The organism is Dactylosporangium sp. NBC_01737, assembly GCF_035963215.1.
Classification (GTDB): Bacteria; Actinomycetota; Actinomycetes; order Mycobacteriales; family Micromonosporaceae; genus Dactylosporangium.
Genome location: NZ_CP109153.1, coordinates 6,174,958 through 6,196,414 on the forward strand (window position 1 = coordinate 6,174,958; position 21,457 = coordinate 6,196,414).

17 protein-coding genes and 1 tRNA gene are annotated in these 21,457 nt (G+C 70.6%); 9 read left to right on the top strand and 9 right to left on the bottom strand.

The features are described from left to right. Window positions 1-29: 29 nt before the first annotated feature. The 3 genes from OHA72_RS27770 to OHA72_RS27780 all read right to left on the bottom strand — a co-directional run bounded on the left by OHA72_RS27770 (window position 30) and on the right by OHA72_RS27780 (window position 3,285). Window positions 30-1,067 (bottom strand): LacI family DNA-binding transcriptional regulator, encoded by a 1,038-nt coding sequence (locus OHA72_RS27770; protein ID WP_327010737.1) that lies wholly within the window; start codon window positions 1,065-1,067, stop codon window positions 30-32. Window positions 1,068-1,165: 98 nt separating this feature from the next. After that, complete coding sequence (locus tag OHA72_RS27775; protein WP_327010738.1) at window positions 1,166-2,206, bottom strand: LacI family DNA-binding transcriptional regulator; 1,041 nt, start codon at window positions 2,204-2,206, stop codon at window positions 1,166-1,168. 41 nt (window positions 2,207-2,247) lie between these two features. Further along, on the bottom strand, window positions 2,248-3,285 hold the full coding sequence (locus tag OHA72_RS27780) for a LacI family DNA-binding transcriptional regulator (RefSeq protein ID WP_327010739.1): 1,038 nt from the start codon (window positions 3,283-3,285) through the stop codon (window positions 2,248-2,250). Window positions 3,286-3,593: 308 nt separating this feature from the next. On the opposite strand from OHA72_RS27780, the gene OHA72_RS27785 reads away from it, so the two are divergent. From OHA72_RS27785 to OHA72_RS27810, 6 genes are read left to right on the top strand one after another with little or no spacing between them, the layout of a single operon-like run. Further along, entirely contained in the window at window positions 3,594-4,514 is a 921-nt protein-coding gene (locus OHA72_RS27785) for a carbohydrate ABC transporter permease (protein ID WP_327010740.1), read from the top strand. Then, the gene (locus OHA72_RS27790) at window positions 4,511-5,332 is read left to right on the top strand and encodes a carbohydrate ABC transporter permease (protein WP_327010741.1); all 822 of its coding nucleotides are present in this window, start codon (window positions 4,511-4,513) and stop codon (window positions 5,330-5,332) included. The genes OHA72_RS27785 and OHA72_RS27790 overlap by 4 nt, the downstream gene beginning before the upstream one ends. Continuing rightward, window positions 5,329-8,049, top strand: a complete 2,721-nt coding sequence (locus OHA72_RS27795) for an alpha-L-rhamnosidase (RefSeq protein ID WP_327010742.1) — start codon at window positions 5,329-5,331, stop codon at window positions 8,047-8,049. The genes OHA72_RS27790 and OHA72_RS27795 overlap by 4 nt, the downstream gene beginning before the upstream one ends. Further along, window positions 8,046-9,308, top strand: a complete 1,263-nt coding sequence (locus OHA72_RS27800; RefSeq protein ID WP_327010743.1) for an ABC transporter substrate-binding protein — start codon at window positions 8,046-8,048, stop codon at window positions 9,306-9,308. Before OHA72_RS27795 ends, OHA72_RS27800 begins: the two co-directional genes overlap by 4 nt. 58 nt (window positions 9,309-9,366) lie before the next feature. Next, a complete protein-coding gene (locus tag OHA72_RS27805; RefSeq protein WP_327010744.1) occupies window positions 9,367-12,582 on the top strand; it encodes a family 78 glycoside hydrolase catalytic domain in 3,216 nt (1,071 codons plus the stop codon). 53 nt (window positions 12,583-12,635) lie between these two features. Next, on the top strand, window positions 12,636-13,853 hold the full coding sequence (locus OHA72_RS27810) for a glycoside hydrolase family 1 protein (protein WP_327010745.1): 1,218 nt from the start codon (window positions 12,636-12,638) through the stop codon (window positions 13,851-13,853). Window positions 13,854-14,061: 208 nt separating this feature from the next. Here the strand turns inward: OHA72_RS27810 and OHA72_RS27815 are convergent, their stop codons facing one another. The 5 genes from OHA72_RS27815 to OHA72_RS27835 form a co-directional block, all read right to left on the bottom strand. After that, complete coding sequence (locus OHA72_RS27815; RefSeq protein ID WP_327010746.1) at window positions 14,062-15,102, bottom strand: tyrosine-type recombinase/integrase; 1,041 nt, start codon at window positions 15,100-15,102, stop codon at window positions 14,062-14,064. Beyond that, complete coding sequence (locus tag OHA72_RS27820; RefSeq protein WP_327010747.1) at window positions 15,092-15,577, bottom strand: hypothetical protein; 486 nt, start codon at window positions 15,575-15,577, stop codon at window positions 15,092-15,094. Before OHA72_RS27820 ends, OHA72_RS27815 begins: the two co-directional genes overlap by 11 nt. 126 nt (window positions 15,578-15,703) lie before the next feature. After that, window positions 15,704-15,786, bottom strand: a tRNA-Leu gene (locus OHA72_RS27825). 184 nt (window positions 15,787-15,970) lie between these two features. Next, window positions 15,971-16,117 carry a GPGG-motif small membrane protein gene (locus tag OHA72_RS27830; protein ID WP_327010748.1) on the bottom strand — a complete coding sequence of 49 codons (147 nt, stop codon included), beginning with the start codon at window positions 16,115-16,117 and terminating at the stop codon, window positions 15,971-15,973. Between the two features lie 39 nt (window positions 16,118-16,156). Continuing rightward, entirely contained in the window at window positions 16,157-16,798 is a 642-nt protein-coding gene (locus OHA72_RS27835; RefSeq protein ID WP_327010749.1) for a hemerythrin domain-containing protein, read from the bottom strand. A 163-nt stretch (window positions 16,799-16,961) separates the two neighbouring features. Here OHA72_RS27835 and OHA72_RS27840 point away from each other — a divergent pair, with 163 nt between their 5' ends. The 3 genes from OHA72_RS27840 (at window position 16,962) to OHA72_RS27850 (ending at window position 19,957) form a co-directional block, all read left to right on the top strand. Continuing rightward, window positions 16,962-17,786 (top strand): SGNH/GDSL hydrolase family protein, encoded by an 825-nt coding sequence (locus OHA72_RS27840; RefSeq protein ID WP_327010750.1) that lies wholly within the window; start codon window positions 16,962-16,964, stop codon window positions 17,784-17,786. A gap of 83 nt (window positions 17,787-17,869) precedes the next feature. Further along, window positions 17,870-19,171, top strand: a complete 1,302-nt coding sequence (locus OHA72_RS27845) for a M20/M25/M40 family metallo-hydrolase (protein WP_327010751.1) — start codon at window positions 17,870-17,872, stop codon at window positions 19,169-19,171. A 60-nt stretch (window positions 19,172-19,231) separates the two neighbouring features. Continuing rightward, a complete protein-coding gene (locus tag OHA72_RS27850; RefSeq protein WP_327010752.1) occupies window positions 19,232-19,957 on the top strand; it encodes a hypothetical protein in 726 nt (241 codons plus the stop codon). Window positions 19,958-21,256: 1,299 nt separating this feature from the next. On the opposite strand, the gene OHA72_RS27855 is transcribed toward OHA72_RS27850, so the two are convergent. Continuing rightward, complete coding sequence (locus OHA72_RS27855; protein WP_327010753.1) at window positions 21,257-21,448, bottom strand: DUF5703 family protein; 192 nt, start codon at window positions 21,446-21,448, stop codon at window positions 21,257-21,259. Window positions 21,449-21,457 lie beyond the last annotated feature (9 nt).

Consider the following 21,457-nt stretch of genomic DNA (forward strand, 5'->3'; position numbering starts at 1 on the left):
CGCCGCGGATGAGCCCGGCGGCGCGTGGCCTACGCCGGAGGCGCGGCGGTGGAACGGCGCGCGGCGAGGGTCGGGGACAGTGAGATCATGGTCGAGGGTCGGTGCCGGTCGGCGATGCGTTCCAGCAGCAGGCGGCCGGCGTGGTTGCCCATTTGGTGGCCGCCCTGGTCGACGCTGGTGAGTGAGATCGTGCCGAGGGTGGCGTAGACGCTGTTGTCGTAGCCGGCGACCGAGATGTCGTCGGGCACGGACAGGCCGGCCTCGGCGACGGCCTCCAGTACGCCCATGGCGGCGATGTCCGCACCCGCGAAGATGGCCGTGGGTCGCGGCCGGCGGGCGAGCAGCTGCTGCGCGCCGAGGTAGCCGCCTTCCCGGGTGTACCGGCTGGCGATCACGTCGATGTGCGCGGCGAGCCCGTGGTCCTGCATCGCTTGGCGGTATCCGCGGGCGCGGATGGTGTTGGGCATCGAGGCGATGAGTGCCGGGGTGCGTTCGACGTGTTCGATGTGGGCGATGCGGCGATGCCCCAGTTCGACGAGGTGCTCGACGATGAGGGCGGCGCCGGCGGTGTCGTTGTCGACGACGGTGTCGTACGCCGCGGCGCTGACGTGCCGGCCGACGACGACGGTTGGCACGGTCGCGGCGGTGGCCTGCAACTGCGCCGGGGTCGAGGTCGGCACGATGAGCACCAGGCCGTCCATGCTGCGGTCGATCATGGCCTCGGTGACGAGCGCCTCGTTGTCGTAGTCGTGGCGGGCGGGTCCGACGAGCACCTGGTAGTCGGTCTCGTGCAGCTGCTTGGTGAGGCCGCTGATGATGTCGGCGAAGAACGGGTTGTAGATGTCGGGGACCATGACGCCGATGGTGTAGGTCTGCCCGCGCAGCCCGCGAGCGGCCGCGTGCGGCCGGTATCCGAGCTCGGCCATCGCCTCGCGGACCTTGGCCTGCATGGCCGGGCTTGCTCCGTAGGCGTTGCGGAGCACCTTGGACACGGCCGTGACGGAGACCTTGGCGTGTTTGGCGACGTCGACGATGGTGACCCGTCGCGGTGGTGCTGACGGTTCCATTCGGCGAGCTCCCTCGGATGTGCGGTGGAAACGACCAGCATATCGGCGTGGCCACGCAACGTCGTCGGACGTCCGTGGCGCGCGGAACCGTTCCGGCGTCAGTCCGGCAGGACGGCGGTGGTCCTGCGGGCGACGAGGGTCGGTGCGAGCTTTATGTGACTCGCTGGCCGGCGGGGTTGCGCGATGCGGTCCAGGACGAGCCGGGCGGCGTTGCCGCCCATCTGGCGGCCGCTCTGGTCGACGGTGGTGAGCGAGACGGACGCGAACGCGGCGAACATGGTGTTGTCGTAGCCGGCGACGGCGATGTCGCCGGGCACGGTGAGGCCGGCCTCGGCGATGGCCTCCAGGGTCCCCATGGCGACGATGTCGGCGCCGGCGAAGATGGCGGTCGGCCGGTGGAGCCGGGCGAGCAGCTGCTGGGCGCCGAGGTGACCGCCGTCCTGGGTGTAGGTGGTGGAGGCGATGTCGATGTGCTCGTCGAGCCGGCGGGCGCGCATCGCCTGCCGGTAGCCGTCCGCGCGGACGGCGTTGGGCATCTCGGCGATGTGTTCGGGGTCGGTCTCCAGGTGTTCGATGTGGGCGATGCGGCGGTGGCCGAGGTCGGCGAGGTGGTTGACGACCAGGGCCGCGCCGGCGAGGTCGTCGTCGGCGACAGAGTCGTAGCTCGACGAGCGTCCGTGGCGGCCGACGATGACGGTCGGCACGGACCTGGCGACGTGTTCGAGGTGCTGGCGGCTGGACACGGGGGCGATGAGGATGACGCCGTCCATACTGTGGTCGATCATGGTCTCGGTGACGCGGGCCTCCTCGGCCTCGCCGTTGCAGCCGGGGCCCATCAGCACCTGGTAGCCGGCGTCCTCGAGGACCTCGGTCGCCGCGTCGATGATGTTGGCGAAGAACGGGTTGCGGATGTTGGGCAGCATCACGCCGATGCTGTAGGTCTGGCCGCGCATGCCACGGGCCGCGGCGTGCGGCCGGTAGCCGAGCTCGGCGATCGCCTTGCGCACCTTGGCCTGCATTTCTGGGCTGGCCCCGTAGGCGTTGCGGACCACCTTTGACACGGCGGTCGTGGACACCTCGGCGTGCCGCGCGACGTCGACGATGGTGACGCGTCCGGTACGTGCCGGCGGCTTCGGCATCCTTGCTCCTTACCCGATGGGACTGTGCGGCCAGATCGTCGTCACACCCGTGGCGGCGCGGTCGTGCGCCTGGCCACGAGCGTGGGTGTGAGCTTGATGTGGCTGGCGGGTGCACTGCGGTCGGCGATGCGGTCCAGCAGGAGCCGGGCGGCGTGGGCGCCGATCTGCTGTCCGGCCTGGTCGACGCTGGTGAGCGAGACCGGGCCGAACGCGGCGATCGTGGTGTTGTCGTAGCCGGCGACCGAGACGTCCGCCGGCACCGACAGGCCTGCTTCCGCCAGGGCCTGCAGCATCCCCATCGCGACGATGTCGGCGCCGGCGAAGACGGCGGTGGGCAGCGCGGGCCGGGCGAGGAGCTGCCGCGTACCCAGATAGCCGCCGTCATGGGTGTACGTCGTGGACACCACGTCGATCTCATCGGCCAGCCCGTGGACGCGCATTGCGTCGCGGTAACCGTCGGCCCGCACGGCGTTGGGCATCTCGGCGAGGCGGACGGGGTCGGTCTCGCGGTGGTCGATGAGGGCGATGCGCCGGTGGCCGAGGCCGACGAGGTGGGCGACGACGAGGTGGGCGCCCGCGTGGTCGTCGTCGGCGACGGTGTCGTAGAGCGCGGAACGGCCGTGCCGACCGACGACCACCGTCGGCACCGCCCGGGCGATGCGTTCCAGGTGCGCGCCGGACGAAATCGGCGCGACGAGGACCAGGCCGTCCATGCCGCGGTCGACCATCGCCTCGGTCACCCGGGCCTCGATGTCCTCGCCGTTACGGCCGGTGCCGTGCAGCACCTGGTAGCCGGTGCCGTGCAGGTGTTCGGTCAGACCGGCGAGGACGTCGGCGAAGAACGGGTTGCGGATGTCGGGCAGCATCACGCCGATCGTGAAGGTCCGGCCGCGCATGCCGCGCGCACCGGCGTAGGGGCGGTAGCCGAGTTCCGCGATGGCGTGCTGGACCCTGGCGCGCATGGCTGGGCTGGCACCGGTGGCGTTGCGCAGCACCTTGGACACCGTTGTGGTGGAGACCTGGGCGTGCCGGGCGACATCCACGATGGTGACCCGGCGGGCCGGCGCGTCAATGGTCATCCGCTCGATCTCCAGGGACTGGGTAACGTTGCCCTCGCAGTGTAGGGAGGATCGAGCCGAAAATCCTAGAGCCTGTTACTGATGCGGCCAGTTCACGAGCGCGAAGCGCGGCCGACCTCTTGACGTAACAGGCGGGGCGCTCCTATGGTCGGCGTCACACATTTTGAAAAACGTTGCCCACTGATGATCGCTCTGGCGTTCGCTGCGGTGCTGTCGCCTCGTCCGGCTACGGAGCGGCTCGATCGACCCGGACCGGACCGGTTCCGGCCAAATCCGAATGAAACGTTTTAGAGAGTGGTCGCAGCCCCATGACACTGACCGAGAAAGCGGCGGAGCGTGTGCCGCGGTCGGCCCGCCGGCGTCGCACCGACCCACCGTGGTGGTTCGTGCTCCCGGCGATCGCGTTGTTCGCCTACGTCGTGCTCCTGCCGAGCGGGCGGGGCGTCTACTTCGCCTTCACCGACTGGGACGGCCTGTCGCCGGACTGGTCGTTCGTCGGCCTGGACAACTTCGGCGCCATGCTCGACGACCCCGACGCACTGCAGGCGATCCGGCACACGCTGCTCATCGCGGTCGCGATCACGGTCATCCAGAACGGCGTCGGCCTGCTGCTCGCCCTCGGCGTCAACACGATGATCAAATCGCGGAACGTGCTGCGGGTGTTCCTGTTCGCGCCAGCCGTGGTGACCCCGATCGTCACCGCGTACCTGTGGCGGAACCTGCTCGGCCCGGACGGCGCGGTCAACAGCCTGCTCGCCGCGGTCGGACTCGGCTCGTGGCAACAGGACTGGCTCGGCGACCCGCAACTGGCGCTGTGGTCCGTCGTCGCGGTGATCGTGTGGCAGTTCGCCGGCTACTCCATGGTCATCTTCCTGGCTGGGCTCCAGTCGATCCCCAAGGAGATCTACGAGGCTGCGGCGATGGACGGCGCCGGTCCCGTCCGCCGGTTCTGGTGGATCATCCGGCCGCTGCTCGCCCCCGCGATCACGATCAACCTGATGCTGTCGATCATCGGCGGGATCAAGCTGTTCGACCAGGTCTATGCGCTCACCGGCGGCGGCCCCGGGCACGCCACCGACACCATCTCCACGCTCATCTACAAGGACGCGTTCACCCTCGGCGAGTTCGGCTACAGCATCGCACTCGCCGTCGTCCTCACGATCATCGTCGCGATCGTGTCGTCCGGGCAGTACCTGGTGCTGGCCCGCAACGAACGGGCGGCGTCATGAACCGCTACCGCCGCCGCACCCTCGCCCTGGAACTGCTGATGGTCGCCGTTGCCGCGGTGATCGGCTTCCCGGTGTACGTGCTCATCAACCTCGCCGTCCGCGCACCGTCCGACACCGGCTCACCGATCCGGCCCACGACCTCGCCGACCCTGTCGAACTTCACCGAGGCCTGGCAGCAGGCCGGCCTCGGCGGGGCGCTCATCAACAGCACCATCGTCACCACGGTCAGCGTCGCGGTCGTGCTCGCCATCTCCTCGCTCGCCGCCTACCCCCTGGCCAGGATCACCGCCGTCTGGTCGAAGGGCACCTTCCTGCTGATCATGCTCGGCCTCGTGCTGCCGTTCCAGCTGGCGGCGCTGCCGCTGTACCAGACGATGCGCGACCTCGGACTGCTCGGCTCCATCTGGGCGCTCGTGCTGTTCTACGCCGGGCTGCAGGTGCCGTTCACAACCTTCCTGTACGTCGGGTTCCTGCGGTCGCTGCCGCGCGAGTTCGAGGACGCCGCCGCCATCGACGGTTGCACGCCGGTGCAGACGTTCCGGTACGTCGTGCTGCCGATGCTCAAGCCGGTGACGGTGACCGCGCTGGTGCTCAACGCCGTCGCGGTGTGGAACGACTTCTTCACCCCGCTGCTGTACCTCAGCGGCGGCACCCAGCAGACCGTGCCGGTCGCGCTCGCGGGCTTCTTCGGCCAGTACGTCTCCGACTGGAACCTCGTCTTCGCCGCACTGCTCATCAGCATCGTCCCGGTGCTGGCCGTCTACTTCGCGCTGCAGCGCAGCATCATCAACGGCTTCGCCGGAGGGCTCAAGGGATGACCATGCACCTCTACGGGCTGCAAACCGAGCAGCGCCACGAGCCGCTCGGCATCGACCACCCCCGGCCGCGGCTGTCGTGGAAGCTCGACAGCGACCGGCGCGGCGCCGCGCAGACCGCCTACCGCATCAGGGCCGCGCTACGGCCCGACGACCTCGACGACCCGGGCCGCTCGCTGTGGGACACCGGCCGGCGTGCGTCCGGCGACGGCCTGCTGATCCCGTGGGACGGGCCCGTCCTGCAGTCGGCGACCCGCTACCACTGGCGGGTCGAGATCTGGGACGAGGCAGGCCAGCCGGCCGGGTCGGCGCGGACCTGGTTCGAGACCGGTCTGCTGCACCGCACCGACTGGTCGGCGGTGTGGGTCGGCCGCGACCCCGCCCGCCACCCGGCCGTCGCGCCGCCGGTCGCCGACGACGTCGCAGGCGCCGACATGCTGCCACCACCGCTGCACCTGCGGCGGGCGTTCCACCTCGACGCCCGGCCGGCGCGTGCCCGGCTGTACGCCACCGCTCGGGGCGTCTACGACGCACGGCTCAACGGCCGCCGCGCCGGCGACCGTGAGCTCGCCCCGGGCTGGACGGAGTATCACCGGCGGCTGCAGTACCAGACCTACGACGTGACCGACCTCGTCCAGGCCGGCGACAACGTGCTCGCCGCTGCCGTCGCCGACGGCTGGTGGAGCGGCTACGTCGGCTTCGACCCGCGCCGCGCCGCCCAGCACTACGGCGACTGCCCGGCGTTCCTCGCCCAGCTGATCCTCGACTTCACCGACGGCACCCGGCAGGTCATCGCCAGCGACTCCACCTGGACCGAACGCCCGGGCGCCATCCTCAGCGCCGACCTGCTGATGGGTCAGGTCGTCGACGCCCGCCGGCATGTGCCCGGCTGGGACGCCGCCGGCACCGTCGAGGGTTTCGCGCCGGTCACGGTCCTGGACACCGAACCCGGACCGCTGGTCGCCGAGCCGGACCACCCCGTGCGCGTCACCGCGGAACTGCCGCCCGCGACCGTGCAGCACACGACGCCCGGCCGGTACGTCATCGACTTCGGGCAGAACCTCGTCGGCCGGGTCCGGCTCACCCTGCGGGCCGCGCCGCGCGGCCGGCGGGTCACGGTCCGGCACGCCGAGGTGCTCACCGGCGGCGAGCTGTACGTGGCCAACCTGCGGCGGGCGGCCGCCACCGACGTCTACGTCGCCGCCGGTGCGCCGGTCGAGGTGTTCGAGCCGCAGTTCACCACGCACGGGTTTCGCTACATAGAGATCGACGGCCATCCCGGCGAGCTGGACGCGGCCGACGTCGTGGCCCGGGTCCTGCACAGCGACACGCCGTGGACCGGCCGCTTCGAGTGCTCCGACCCCGTCACCGAGCAGCTGTCCCGCAACATCGCCTGGGGCCAGCGGGGCAACTTCGTCGCCGTGCCGACCGACTGCCCGCAGCGCGACGAGCGCCTCGGCTGGCTCGCCGACGCCCAGATCTTCGCCCCGACCGCCAGCCGCAACGCCGACGTCGCCGCGTTCTTCGCCCGCTGGATGCGCGACGTCGTCGACGGCCAGGACACCGGCGGCGCATTCCGCGACGTCGCGCCGGTCATCACCCTGCACCGCGAGGCTGCCCCGGCCTGGGGCGACGCCGGTGTGCTCATCCCGTGGCACCTGTGGCGCACCTACGGCGACCGGCAGGTCCTGGCCGACTCCTTCGAGGCGATGGCCGCGTGGGTCGGGCACATCCGCCGGCACAACCCCGACCTGCGCTGGCGCCACCACACCGGCAACAACTACGGCGACTGGCTGCAGGTCGACGCGGACACCCCGCGCGACCTGCTCGCGACGGCCTACTTCGCCCGCAGCGCCTCGATCGTGGCCGACGCCGCCGACGTCCTCGGCCGGCCCCGCGAGGCCGCGACGCACCGCGCGCTGCACGCCGCGATCCGGGAGGCGTTCATCGCCTCCTACGTCCGCGACGACGGCACCGTCGAAGGAGAGACACAGACCGGCTACCTGCTCGCGCTCGCGTTCGGGCTGCTGCCCGACGACCTGATCGCCGCCACGGTCAAGCACCTGGCCGCCGGCATCGAACAGCGCGGCAACCGGCTGACGACCGGCTTCATCGGCGCACAGCTGCTGTGCCCGGTACTGGCCGAGCACGGCCGGGCCGACCTGGCATATGCGCTGCTGCACCAGGACGAGTTCCCGTCCTGGGGGTACTCGATCCGCCACGGCGCCACCACGATCTGGGAGCGCTGGGACGGCTGGACCGAACACGGCGGCTTCCAGGCCGAGGCAATGAACTCCTTCAACCACTACAGCCTCGGCAGCGTCGGCGACTGGCTGTTCGGCCGGGTCGCCGGCATCGACCAGACCCCCGCCTCCGTGGCCTACCGCGAACTGCTGCTGCGCCCACTGCCCGGCGGCCGGCTCACCTGGGCCCGCGCCGAGCAGGACACCGCCCGCGGCCCGGTCGCCTGCGGCTGGGCCGTCACCGACGACCGGATCACCGTGACCGCCACGGTGCCGCCGGGAAGCACCGCCCTGCTGGAAGTCCCCACCGCCGACCCGGCCGGCGTGCGCGAGCACGACGAGCCGGCCCACACGCGGCCCGGGGTACTCGGGGTCGAACCGTCCGCCGCCGGGCTCACCGTGCGGCTGGCGTCCGGCCGTTACACCTTCACCGCCTCCCACACCCCCGATCACACCCCAGTCCTGGAGATGCCATGAGACTGTTCCGAACATCGGCGCTCGCCGCTGCCCTGACCGTCGCACTCGCGGTCGGCGCGTGCAGCAGCGGCACGAACGCCGGCTCCGACAGCGACAGCAAGACCCTGACCCTTGCCTCCGTCGACCAGGGCTCCATCGAGGAGGTCGTCAAGGCCTTCGAGGCCGCCAACCCCGGCGTCAAGGTCCGGTACACCACCAGCGGCGCCGACCAGTACCAGCAGCAGATCCGCACCCAGCTGGCCTCCGGCACCGCGCCGGACGTGATGACCGTCTGGCCCGGTAACGGCAACCCCGGCGCCACCTACGTCCTGGCAAAGCCCGGCTACCTGATGGACCTGTCCGACCAGCCGTGGGCGGCCAAACTGCCGGCCGGGCTCAAGAGCGTCGCGCAGTACCAGGGCAAGACCTACAACGCCGTCTTCGGCCTCAACGGCATCGGCGCCGTCTACAACGAGCAGGCGCTCACCCAATCCGGCCTCAAGGCGCCGGGCACCTGGACGGAGCTGCTGACGTTCTGCCGCGCCGCAGCCGCCAAGGGCACCCCCGCGTTCGCGCTCGGCATCCAGGACAACTGGGTCAACCAGCTGGCCCTCTACGCCCTCGCCGCCACCGTCGTCTTCGGCGCCGACAAGGACTTCGACACCAAACTGCAAAGCGGCGCCACGTCGTTCGCCAAGTCGCCGTGGACGACGGCGATGGCCAAGTACCAGGAGATGGACAAGACCGGGTGCTTCCAGAAGAACCCGCTCGGCACCAGCTACGAGGCCAGCCAGGACCTGGCCGCCACCGGCAAGACCCTCGGCATCATCCAGGGCAACTGGGTCGTGGCCCTGCTCAAGGGCAAGAACCCCAGCGGCACGTTCACCCTCAAGGCACTGCCCGCCACCGACGCGCCCGCCGAGTTCATGATGCCCGCCGCCGCCGGCGCTGGCTACGGCGTCAACGCCAAGACCAAGAACAAGGACCTGGCGCTGAAGTTCGTCAACTTCGTCATGTCGCCGGACGGCATGAAGGTCTTCAACACCAAGCAGGGCAGCCTCCCGTCCCTGTCGGACAGCGGTGCCGCGGTCGACCCCGCGTTCACCGAGCTGACCACGTATCTCAAGGACAACCGGACCGTGCCGTTCATGGACCAGCTGTGGCCGAACGCCAAGGTCCAGCAGACCATGCTCTCCGGCCTGCAGGAGATCTTCAGCGGGCAGTCCACCCCGGACAAGGTGCTCGCTGCCATGGACGCCGACTACAAGGCCGGCGCCTGACCACCCCACACCCCGCCGGCCGGTCACGGCCGGCGGGGCCCTTCGCGAAGGAGTACCAGTGTCAACCGCCAGACATCGGGTGCGCTCACTCGTCGGACTCGGGGCGTCGCTCGCCCTCATCATGTCCCAGCTGTTGAACGCCACGCCGGCCGCAGCGGCCGGAGGGCAGGGCAACGTCGAAGTCGTCGACCTGCGCATCGACGGCCGTTCGGGCCGGCCCCTGGGCCTGGACAACACCGCCCCGGCACTCGGCTGGCACATCGTCGAGACCAGCCGGGCGGCGGCGCATCCCTGCCACCGCCCGACATCACGCGCCGCGTGCCCCGCCGACCGGCAGACCGCCTACCAGATCCAGGCCGCCACCAGCGAGGCGAATCTCAAGCACGGCAAGCTCATCTGGGACACCGGCAAGGTCCCGTCCGACACCCAGACCGGCATCGCATACGCCGGACGCACCCTCGCCTCCCGGGACCGGGTCGTCTGGCAGGTGCGGGTCTGGGACGCCGACCGGCGCCCGTCCGACTGGAGCAGGACGTCGTCGTGGGAGATGGGCCTGCTGCAGCCGTCGGACTGGGGCGCGGCGCGCTGGATCGAGTACCCGGGCCGTACCGAGAACCAGCCGATGCCGATCTTCGCCCGCACCTTCACCGTCGATCACCGCAAGCGCCTGAGCTCCGCCCGGCTCTACCTGTCCGGTGTCGGCCTGCACCTGCCGACCCTCAACGGCCGGGAACTCACCGACGAGGTCCTCGCCCCCGGCAACGCCAACTACCAGCTCTCCAGCGAGTACCGCACCTACGACATCACCCGCGACCTGCGCGACGGCGGCAACACCCTCGGTGTCCAGCTCGGCAACGGCCCGGCCTACGTACGGCGCAGCGTCACCAACCCCGCGGTCGGCCGGACCGCGCCGTACTCCTGGTGGCAGAGCCAGCTCAAGGGCAGCGGCACGCTGGTCGCCGACGCCGCGTCCGGCACGACGGGCGTCAAGCTCGACAACGTCGCCAACTACCACGTCGGCGGCACGATCAACATCGACACCGGCAACGGCGGCGACAGCCTCGAATCCCGCACGATCACCGCGATCGGCACCGCCGGCGCCGACGGCACCGGCATCACGTTCACCCCGGCCCTGGCGAAACCGCACATCACCGGCACGGCCGTCACCGGCTCGGGCAACAACGTCGCCGCCAGCGACCCCTCAGCCGGCGCCGCGGTGACACCCCGGCTGATCGCCCGGCTGGAGATCAGCTACACGAACGGCTCCACCGACGTCGTCGTGTCCGACCGGTCCTGGCGCACCGCGCTCGGTCCGCTCGTCACCGACGCGTGGTACTCCGGCGCCGACTACGACGCCCGCCGCGAGCAGGCCGGCTGGGACCAGCCCGGCGCCGACCTGTCGGCCACCGCGAAGCGCCGCGACGGCACCGCGACGGGCTGGATCGACGCCGGCATCGCGCCGCCGCCGAACCTGGCCACCAGGCTCGTCGCCCGCACCGCCGAACCCGTCGGCGTCGTCGAGACGTTCACACCGGTGGCGGTGACGAACCCCGTCCCCGGCACCTGGGTGTTCGACTTCGGGCAGAACATCGTCGGCTGGCCCGAACTGCGGCTGCCCGGCGACCTGCCGGCCGGCACCGTCGTCAAGGTCGCCCCGGCCGAGTCGCTCGCCGCCGACGGCACCGTCGACCAGGCGTCCCTCATGGGTGGTGGCGGTAGCCGCGGCCGCGACCTGTTCAACACCTACACGACCGCGGGCCTGCGCGGCGGGGAGACCTGGCACCCGGACTTCAACTACTTCGGCATGCAATGGGTCCAGGTCACCGGCCTGCCGGCCGGCTACGTCCCGGCCAGGAATCTCGTCAAAGGCCTCCGACTGCAGGCCACCGTCCCGGTCGCCGGCGACGTGACCACGTCCAACGCCCGCATCAACCGCATCCACACCATGTCGCGGTACTCGTTCGCATCCAACGTCATGTCGGTGTTCACCGACTGCCCCGGCCGGGAGAAGCTGTCCTACCCGGCCGACTACACCATGCCGATGGCGTCCATCCACCGCAACTTCGAACTCGACGCCTACCTGCGCACCACCATGCGCCACCTCGTCGAGGGCCAGTCAACAGCCGACACCCCGATGTCCGGCAACGTCGCGCTGAAGACGCCGGTCTACGACTGGGGCTACACCGGCCGGTTCGGCGACGAGATCAACTGGGGCAACGCGATCATCCTCGTCCCGTCGATGCTGTACGAGCTGTACGGCGACACCCAGACCATGGCCCGGTACTACGAGCCGATGATCCGCTTCGCCGACTACATCCAGCGGCAGAAGGTCGGCACCGGCGACAACGCGCACATCGTCGACGCCGCCCTCGCCGACTGGGTCGCCGCCGACCAGACCTCGGGCCGGATCACCGGCACCTGGGGCTACTACACGATGATCAGCAAGCTGGCCGATATGGCCTCACTGACCGGTCACCAGGCCGACGCGGCGAAGTACCGGACGCTCGCCGCGGACATCAAGGCCGCGTTCAACGCCCACTTCTACAACACGACCCTGCGCCGGTACACCACCGACGGCAACGCCGGCACCACCGGCGCGACCCAGTCCGCGCAGGCCCTCGCCCTCGACGCCGGACTCGTCCCGGACAGCGAACGCCAGGCCGTCCTCGACGCGCTCGTCGAACTCGTCCACGCCTTCCACCCCAACAGCGAAGGGCCGCACTTCAGCGGCGGCACCATCGGCATGGCGCCGACCGTGCGGGCGCTCGCCGACGGCGGCCGCGACGACGTGCTGTGGGACCTGCTGCAGCGCGACGAACAGCCCAGCTACGGCTACTTCATGGCACCGACCACCGCCAACCCGGGCGGGATGACGACCATGGGGGAGCGGTGGACCCGCGGTGACTCGAAGAACCACATGATCCTCGCCCAGATCGAGGAATGGTTCCACACCGACCTCGCCGGCATCCGCTCGACCGGGGCCGCCTACCGGTCACTGACCATCCGGCCGAAGCTCGTCGGCGACCTCACCTTCGTCAACGGCAGCTACCAGACGCCGCAGGGCACCGCCCGCTCGGCGTGGAAGCTCGACGGCAAGCGACTCCGGCTCGACGTGACGGTCCCGGCGAACACCACCGCCGAGATCTGGGTGCCGCTGCGCGGCGGCCGCGTCGTCGATCAGCCCAAGCGGACCCAGTTCCTGCGCGTCGACGGCGGCTACGCCGTCTACCGCGCCGGATCCGGCTCCTACACCTTCACCACCGTCCAGCAGTAGCCCAGCCCGGAGCGGCCCGCCGCCGGCGGGCCGCTCCGGCGGATCGGAGCCACGTGCACCGCGACTTTCCCACCGACTTCCTGTGGGGTGCGGCCACCTCCGCCCACCAGGTCGAGGGCGGCAACGTCAACAACGACTGGTGGGACTTCGAACACGCTCCCGCCTCCGCCGCCCGGGAGTCCTCCGGCGACGCCATCGACCACTTCCACCGCTACGCCGAGGACTTCGCACTGCTGCGGCAGCTCGGGCACACCGCGCACCGGCTGTCGCTGGAATGGTCCCGGATCGAACCGGCCCCCGGCGAGTTCAGCCGGGCCGCCGTCGCGCACTACCGGCGGGTCCTCACCGCCCTCGCCGGCACCGGCATGACCGCCTTCGTCACCCTGCACCACTTCACGCTGCCCCGCTGGTTCGCGGCCCGCGGCGGCTGGCTCGCCCCCGACGCCGTGCACCTGTTCACGCGATACTGCAGGCACGTCACGGCCGAACTCGGCGACCTGATGCCGTTCGTCTGCACCATCAACGAACCACAGATGATCGCCCTGCACGGCTACCTCGAGGGCTACCACCCACCCGCCCTCACCAACCCCGTGCTGTGGAAACGGGTCGGCCGGACCCTGCTCGACGCCCACCACGCCGCGGTCGGCGCCGTCCGGGCCGCATCACCCGGCTCCCGGACCGGACTGGCCGTGCAACTGCCGCTGCTCGCGCCGATCCGCGCCGACCCGGCCTGCGACGCCTTCCACCGCACCATGCGGCACGAGATCGTCGACCTGTACCTCGACGGGCTCACCGGCCCCGACCGCGGCGACTGGCTCGGCGTGCAGTACTACCGCAAACAGTGGGTCGACCCGGCCTCCCCGACCCACTTCGCCGACCCGCCACCCGGCACACCGGTGACGCAGATGGGCTGGGCCGTCCATCCCGACGGCCTGCGCGTGATCCTGCACCGCGCCGCGGCGACCGGCCTGCCGCTCTACGTCACCGAGAACGGCATCGCCACCGAGGACGACACCGAACGCCTCGACTACCTCGACGGGCACCTCACGGCCACCGCCCAGGCGATCCGCGAAGGCGTCGACGTCCGTGGCTACCTGCACTGGTCCGCATTCGACAACTTCGAATGGAGCGAGGGCTACCGCCCCAAGTTCGGCCTCAGCGCCGTCAGCGACGACCACACCCGCGTCGTCAAACCCTCCGCCCACGCCCTCGCCCGCGTCGCCCGCACCGGCCGGCTCGACGTCCTCCGCACCGAAAGCCGCACATCGTGAAAGGCCGACAGACCTGCTGGGTTCGTCCGGGCAGCCGGTCTACCACTCCTGGGAGCGACATTCCACGTGATCCGGTGCCGCCGCAACGGCATCAACCCGCTGACAGCCGAACCGCGCGACCGTTACGAACAACTGCGCCGTCGCTGACGTGCACACCCGGACTTTGCAATGATCATGACGCAGGTCGCGCGGTATGCGGTAGCGGTGTTCAAGTCTGCAGGTGACCACCCGGGGGTCGATCGGTCGGTTGTGCCAGTGGGTGCGGCTGCCCAGTCATGGCCGCGAGCGCTGCCGCGACTGCTTGCAGGTCAGCTCTGATGTAGGTGGTGGTCGCTGGCCCGGTGGTGTCGGTGTGGCCGGCGTAGGCGCGGGCGACGCCGTAGCCGAAGTGGCGTTCGACCCAGGTGAGGGTGGTGTGGCGCAGCCAGTGGGTGCTGATGCCGTGCGTGGCGACCCAAGGCAGGTGAAGGCCGATACGGTTCCAGAGGTGGTCGTAACGGCGGCTGGTCAAGGCCTTACCGTCGCGGTAGCGCAGCAACGCGTCGGTGGGCAGGACCGCGCCGCGGACTGCGGCATGTCGGCTGAGGCTGGCGGCGAGGTCGAGCGTGATCGGCTGCCAGCGGACAGTGCCGCCCTTCTCTCGCAGCATGAGCAGGCCGCGTCCGGCGTCGAGGTCCTGCGGGCGCAGAGCAAGCGCGCCGCCGCGTCGGCATGCGGTTTCGGTGTGCAGGCGGAGTAGGAGCGCGTCGAGGGCGGTGTCGTTGCCGCTGGTGCGGGCGACCAGGTTGATCTCGGTGAGCTCGTCCGGGGTCAGTGCGCGTCGTGTGCTGGGCAGCCGTCGGGGTTTGCCGACCCGGTGCGCAGGGCTATCTACGGCTTGGATGAGGCCGTCGGCGATGGCGCGGTTGTAGAAGGCGCGGGCGGCGGCCACGAACAGTTCGCCGGCGTGGCGGCCGTCGCGGCTGTTGCGACGGACGCGGGCGTGGTCGGTGACCTGTTGCCGCAGGGCCTGGATGTCGCTGGCGGTGACGGTGTCGATCGCCCGACCGGCCCAGGTCGTGGTCATGCGGTGCCAGTAGCTGCGGTAGGTGCGCAGCGCGCCCGGGCCGGCGGCGGCGAGGACCTGCGGGAGGTACGCGTCGAACGTCGGCCTCGCTGGTCGGGCGTCGTGCTGCAGGTCGGCGAGGGTGACGCCGAGGTCGGCCAGCAGTGTCCATGCCTGCGCGATGCGTGCCGGGTCAGCGGCCATGGCCGCCGGCTGTCAGGCGGGTGTGGAGGTCCGCGAGCAGTCGTGCCACCGTCGCTGCGGGGTGGACGATCAGCAGGTCGTGGGTGCGCTCGGCGGCGAGGACGACGAGGTCCCCGGTGCGTATGGCGCACATCTGCCGCACCGCGACCGGCAGGGCAAGGTCACCGCGAGCGCCGACCAGGGGCTGGCCGTCGGTCGCGGGCCAGATGAGGATCGCGCCGTGGATAACATCGACCCCCAGGCGTTGGCCGGGACGCCACCCGAGGTGGTCGAGCAGCGATCGGGCGGATACCCGGCCGGATCGGTCCAGGCGCGCGATGTCCAGCGTCGGCACGACTGGCGCGGCCCCGGACGGCACGGCCGGCAACGTCGGCAGCGGTGCAGGTGCTGGCCGTGGGCGGGGGAGTGGTGTGGGTATCAGCGCGGCGATCATCTGCTCGGTGGCGGCCGGGACTTTGCGCTGTATGCCGGTCATCGTCGCCGCCCTGACAGGGCCCTGACGTGCACATACCCGACCGGGTGGTCACCCGCTCGGGTCGGTCGGCGTGCCCGCCGTCGTGTGTGCTGAGTGTTGATGTTGGTGAAAATCCACCAAGATCGGTGTCGAAGGGGGGACTTGAACCCCCACGCCCTTGCGGGCACTAGCACCTCAAGCTAGCGCGTCTGCCATTCCGCCACTTCGACCTGCTGTGAACATCCTACCCGGTGACTTTCTCACCGCCCGGATGGCCGTCGGAGACATTACACGGTGCTGGAAGATCTTGGCGAATCGGGGGGTGTGACACGCGAAGAGCCCCGGCTGAGGGGGGTCGCCGGGGCCCTGTTCGCGGGATGGCCGGAGGGGGAGCCGGTCACCCGTGACTTGCGGTTATACGTTGAAGATGCTCACGCCGCCGGGGCCGACGAGCAGCGCCACGACGATGAGGATGATGCCCCACAGGATCTGGCGGCGCAGCAGGGCTGCGACGCCGGCGATGCCGATGATCACTGCGATGATCCACAGAACAGTAGCCATGATGGTTTCTTACCTCCGGGGTGAGATCGATAAACGCGATCAGCTGGCGAGGTCCTCGGGCCAGGTGGTGCGGCGGGTGAGGACGTCGCGGACCTTGTCGACGACGGCTACGGCCGGGTCGACGAGCTTGTTGAGCGGCGGTGCTGAAGGGGTGCTCGGGTGGGGCCGGGTGGGTGCCGCGCCGCGGGCGATCTGGACCCGGTTGCCGAGCCGGACGAGCTCGGTGTCGGTGCACTGTTCGCGGAGACGGGGGAACACCTCCTCGCCGGTGCGGTGGTTGTGGTCGCGCACGTGCGACGTGACCGCCTCCAGTGCGGCCTGGTACGACGCGTCCGCGGCCGGGGTCACGTGCAGCCGCTGCAACGCCAGGATCAGCTCGGCGTCGGCCGCCACCTCCTGCGAGGCGATCGGGGCCCCGTCGGGCAGGACGGCCTTGACCGTCGGGTAGAGGTACTGCTCCTCCGCCGACAGGTGCCGGGCGAGCGTGGCGACGAGGACGTCCTCGATGTCCTGCGGCTTGGCCTTCTCCTGCTCGCCGGGCGAAATGAGCCGTTCGCACAGCGACGCGAGCTGCCGGTGGTCCTCGTCGAGGAGGTCGAGCATGTTGTAGCCGCCGAAGTCGACGTCATCGTCCTCGATACCCGGCACCGGTGGCAGTGGCGGCAGGGGTGCGGCGCTCACGGGGACCCTCCATCGATCGGTTTTGCTGGTGCCGCATCGGTACCCGGGCCGCAACTTCTTGAAACGGACGGTTACCGGCCAGTACGCTGCCATGTACCGCCTTCGATGGAAGGTGCTGGGAGCCTTCCGTCACGGCCGCCACCTGTCACGGAAAGGGGCCGCCATGTCCGTCACCAGGCGGGGACTGACCGTCCTCGCCGCAACCGCCGCCGTGCTGCTCGGGACCGCCCTCCCCGCACACGCCGCCGCCGGGCCGCCACCCGGTTCCATCGCCAGCATGGGCGACTCCATCACCCGCGGGTTCAACGCGTGCGGATGGTTCGTCGATTGCCCGTCCCGCTCGTTCAGTACGGGCAGCACCACCGCCGTCAACAGCCACTACCTGCGGATCCGGGCCAAGAACCCGGCCGTCGTCGCGTACAACGACGCCAGATCCGGGGCCAAGGTCGCCGACATGCCCGGCCAGGCGGCGACGGTCGTCTCGCAGCACGTCGCGTACGTCACGATCCTCATCGGCGCGAACGACGCCTGCACCTCGTCGGAGTCGTCGATGACCAGCGTCGCGGCGTTCCGGGCATCCCTGGACAGCGCCCTGGGCACCCTGAAGGCCGGACTGCCCGACGCGAAGGTGCTGCTCATCAGCGTGCCCGACCTCAAGCGGCTCTGGCAGGTCGGCAAGGACAGCTCGGGCGCGCGGACCGCCTGGGGGCTGTTCGGCATCTGCCAGTCGATGCTGGCCAACCCGGCGTCCACCGCCGCCGCGGACACGGCACGGCGCGACCGCGTCCGGCAGCGGGTCGTCGACTTCAACGCTCAGCTGGCCTCCGCGTGTACCGCATACGGCGCGAACTGCAAGTACGACGGCGGGGCCGTGTTCGGCTATGCGTTCCAGCTGTCACAGATCTCGACGTGGGACTACTTCCACCCCAACGCATCCGGGCAGACGGTGCTCGCCTCGGTGACCTACGCGGCCGGGTACGGCTGGTGAGAGTGTGACGGTCCGGTGACGGGTCTTGTCACGTCACCGGACCACCCGCCGGAATTGTCACAGCCGCCTGGTATGACTTCTCCATGGACGCCACCGACGAGGTCATCGAGCTCTGCCGCGACCTGCTGCGCATCGACACCACCAACACCGGCGACCTGGAGACCAGCGCCGGGGAGCGGCTCGCCGCCGAATACGTCGCGGAGAAGCTCGCCGAGGTCGGCCTCGAGCCGCAGATCCACGAGAGCGCGCCGGGGCGGGCCAACGTCGTGGCCAGGTTCGAGGGCAGCGACCCGGGCCGCGACGCGCTGCTGATCCACGGCCACCTCGACGTGGTCCCCGCCGACGCGTCGGAGTGGTCCGTCGACCCGTTCGGCGGCGAGATCAAGGACGGCTACCTGTGGGGCCGCGGCGCCGTGGACATGAAGGACTTCGACGCGATGGTCCTCGCCTTGGTCCGGCAGATGCGCCGCGAGGGTCGCAAGCCGCCACGCGACGTGGTGCTCGCGTTCGTCGCCGACGAGGAGGCCGGCAGCACCTATGGCGCCCAGTATCTCGTGGAGAAACACCCGCAGTATTTCGACGGGGTGAGCGAGGCGATCGGCGAGGTCGGCGGCTTCTCCGTCAGCGTCGGCGGCGACCAGCGGCTCTACCTCATCGAGACTGCGCAGAAGGGCATCGACTGGCTGCGCCTGCACGCCAAGGGCCGCCCCGGTCACGGCTCGATGATCAACGACGACAACGCGGTGACCGCGGTCGCCGAGGCCGTCGCCAGGGTCGGCCGGCACCGCTTCCCGGTGATCATGACGCCGACCGTGCGCATGTTCCTCGAGCAGGTCTCCGAGATCCTCGGCATCGAGCTCGACCTCGACGACCCCGAGCGGGCCGTGGAGAAGATCGGCCCGATCGCGATGATCATCGGCGCGACCCTGCGCAACACGGCCAACCCGACCCGCCTCGCCGCGGGATACAAGGACAACGTGATCCCCGGCCGCGCGTCCGCCACCATCGACTGCCGCACCCTGCCCGGCCAGTCGGAGCTGTTCGAGCAGCAGCTGCGCGACCTCGTCGGCCCCGACATCGAGCTGGAATACATCCACCGCCAGGCCGCCCTCGAAACCACCTTCGACGGCGCCCTCGTCGAGGCCATGACGTCCGCCCTCAAAGCGGAGGACCCGGGCGCCCTGCCAGTGCCGTACATGCTCAGCGGCGGCACCGACGCCAAGCAGTTCGACAAGCTCGGCATCCGCTGCTTCGGCTTCTCACCCGTGCGCCTGCCCGCCGACCTGAACTTCGGCGCGTTGTTCCACGGCATTGACGAGCGCGTTCCCCTGGAGGGACTACAGTTCGGCGTGCGAGTCCTCGACAGGTTCCTGCAGCAGTCCTGAGCACCTTCACCGTCCTGCCCGTTCCAACACCGACAGTCACCAATCAGGGGGAGTCCCATCATGACCGACCGGCACGCGGAGCTTGACGCCGCGCTCGAGCGCGTGATCACGGCGGCCCGCGACCACCTTGCCGCGGTCAAGGCCGCCGACGGGCGGGCCGACGACGACGAGGTGTGGCGCGCCTACGTCGAGCTCAACAACGCCTCCAACGCCTATGACGAGCTCCTGCTCGACGCCTTCGGCGAGGTCACCCCGTGGGACGTCGAAGCCATCGACCCGGACGAGGCCGACCGGCAGTTCGGCGTCGGCATCGGAGGCGTCGACGGCACCGAGGCCGAAGACCCGCACCCGCAGATCATCTCCGTCCGCCAGCGCCGCGACTACCGCGTCCCGAGCGTCGCCGCCCTGCTGCGCCTCGCCGACGCCGCCCGCCGCACCAACCCCGGCGACGGCGACTCCGCCCCGGTCGAGACCGTCGGCGAAGCCGTCCTCGAGCTGATGCAGGCCGGCGACGGCTCCCTCGGCGCCCTGGACATCCCCGAGCTCGAGTCCCTCGACGGCGTGGTCGTCGTCGCCGAGGTCGCCACCCCGCTCGACCCCGAGGCCTACGAGGACAACGACGGCACCGGCCCCTTCGCCGTCGGCGACGACGACCGGGTCGTGGACCGGCTCGACGAGCACGCGTTCGTCGACCTCGACGAGGACCTGGACGAGGACGAGGTCGGCATCGACGACGGCGTCGGCGAAGCCCCCGACCAGAGCACCGAGCCCGCCGACCGCCGCTGACCCGACGCCCGGCCGGATCACTGACCACCCCGGTCAGTGATCACCCGGTTCGTGGACCCACTCCGCTGTTCGTCGCTGCCCCGGCCTGAAGGCTGGGGCAGCGTCGTTTGCCGACCCCTCACCTGGTCGCGAGGCGTGCCGACCCGTGAGCACGGCGCATCCCTGGCCTGGGCCTTGTGTGGCGCGCCGACTGCCCATCGGTTCGCTCCTGCAGCGGCGTGCTGCCGCTCGTCAGCGCGGGCACACGCCTGCGCTGTGGGCCGTCGGACCACCCAAAGCGCTCGGGATCCGCCGGTCCGGGGCGCGCCGCTCGATCATCGGGCGGGGACCGGCATCAGGTGCACCGCTCGCGTAGGCGTCCGAGACGCGACCCGGTTGCAGCCCCCGTCCCCGTGCCCGAGATCGGCATGATCCTGCGGCATGGATCACTTCTGTGATCATGGCAACGAGCACATGTCGCACGCCTCGAAGTGCATACCTGAGTCGATGCGCTGCGACGTCGCGCGTGCCCGGTCTGCCGACGTCCAGTTCGGGCTCTTTGGGTTTCCCGCACGGCCGTGGATCTTGCGGGCGTGATCAAAGGACAGCAGTGGCCACCCCGGCGACCACGGGCGTCCTTCGATCACGCGGCGGGGTGAAGATCGCCGCCTGGAGTGTGGTGCTCCCTGGTCCAGGCATCGATGGCCACGACTTCCCCGCGATGCGGAGACGCCACCGCGCCGGGACCACCGATCGACCAACTCTTCGCAGATCGAAGTCGCCCTGTGGTCATGCGAGCGACCAGCGCGCGCCGCTGATCACGGCAAGGCGGCGTGCGGCGCGCGCTCTGGGGTGTCCTTGCCGATGGTCGCGTGTTCGGCCGCCGGGCAGCCGCCAGACGATCTTTGCGGGGGTGATCGAAGGACGGCGGTGGTCGCCCTAGTGGCCAGGGACGTCCTTCGATCAAGCGGCGAGGCGGCGGGTTGGCGGGGTGGCGTCCCGCGCACGGGAGCCTTCCTGGCGGGGATCGTGATTCGGTGCCGGCGGACGATCTTGCGGGCGTGATCAAGGGACGGCAGTGGCCGCACCGACGACCGCGGGCGTCCTTCGATCACGCGGGGCGGGGTGAAGATCGCCGCCTGGAGTGTGGTGCTCCCCCGTCCAGGCATCGATGGCCACGACTTCCCCGTGGAGACGGTGAGCAGGGGGAGCGGGCCCTTCGGGGGTGGGGCACCGAAGAGTTCACCGGATGTGTGCGTGCCCGTGGCTGGTCCCCGTGCGGCACTGGCGCGCACGATGTGGAGAGCCGGACAGTCGGGCCTACGTGCTGAGGCCGGGCATCGCGTCGCTGGTGAGCTTGCGGCGGAGCATGACCTGGCGGGTGCCGTCCGCGTAGAGGCGGACCCTGGCCAGCTCCCAGCCGCCGTATTCGGCCTGGATCGTCAGCTGTGCGTTGGCGGTGAGCCGGTCCACGTTCGACGGCAGCCGCAAAGGCACGTACTCGTAGTCCATGAACCGATA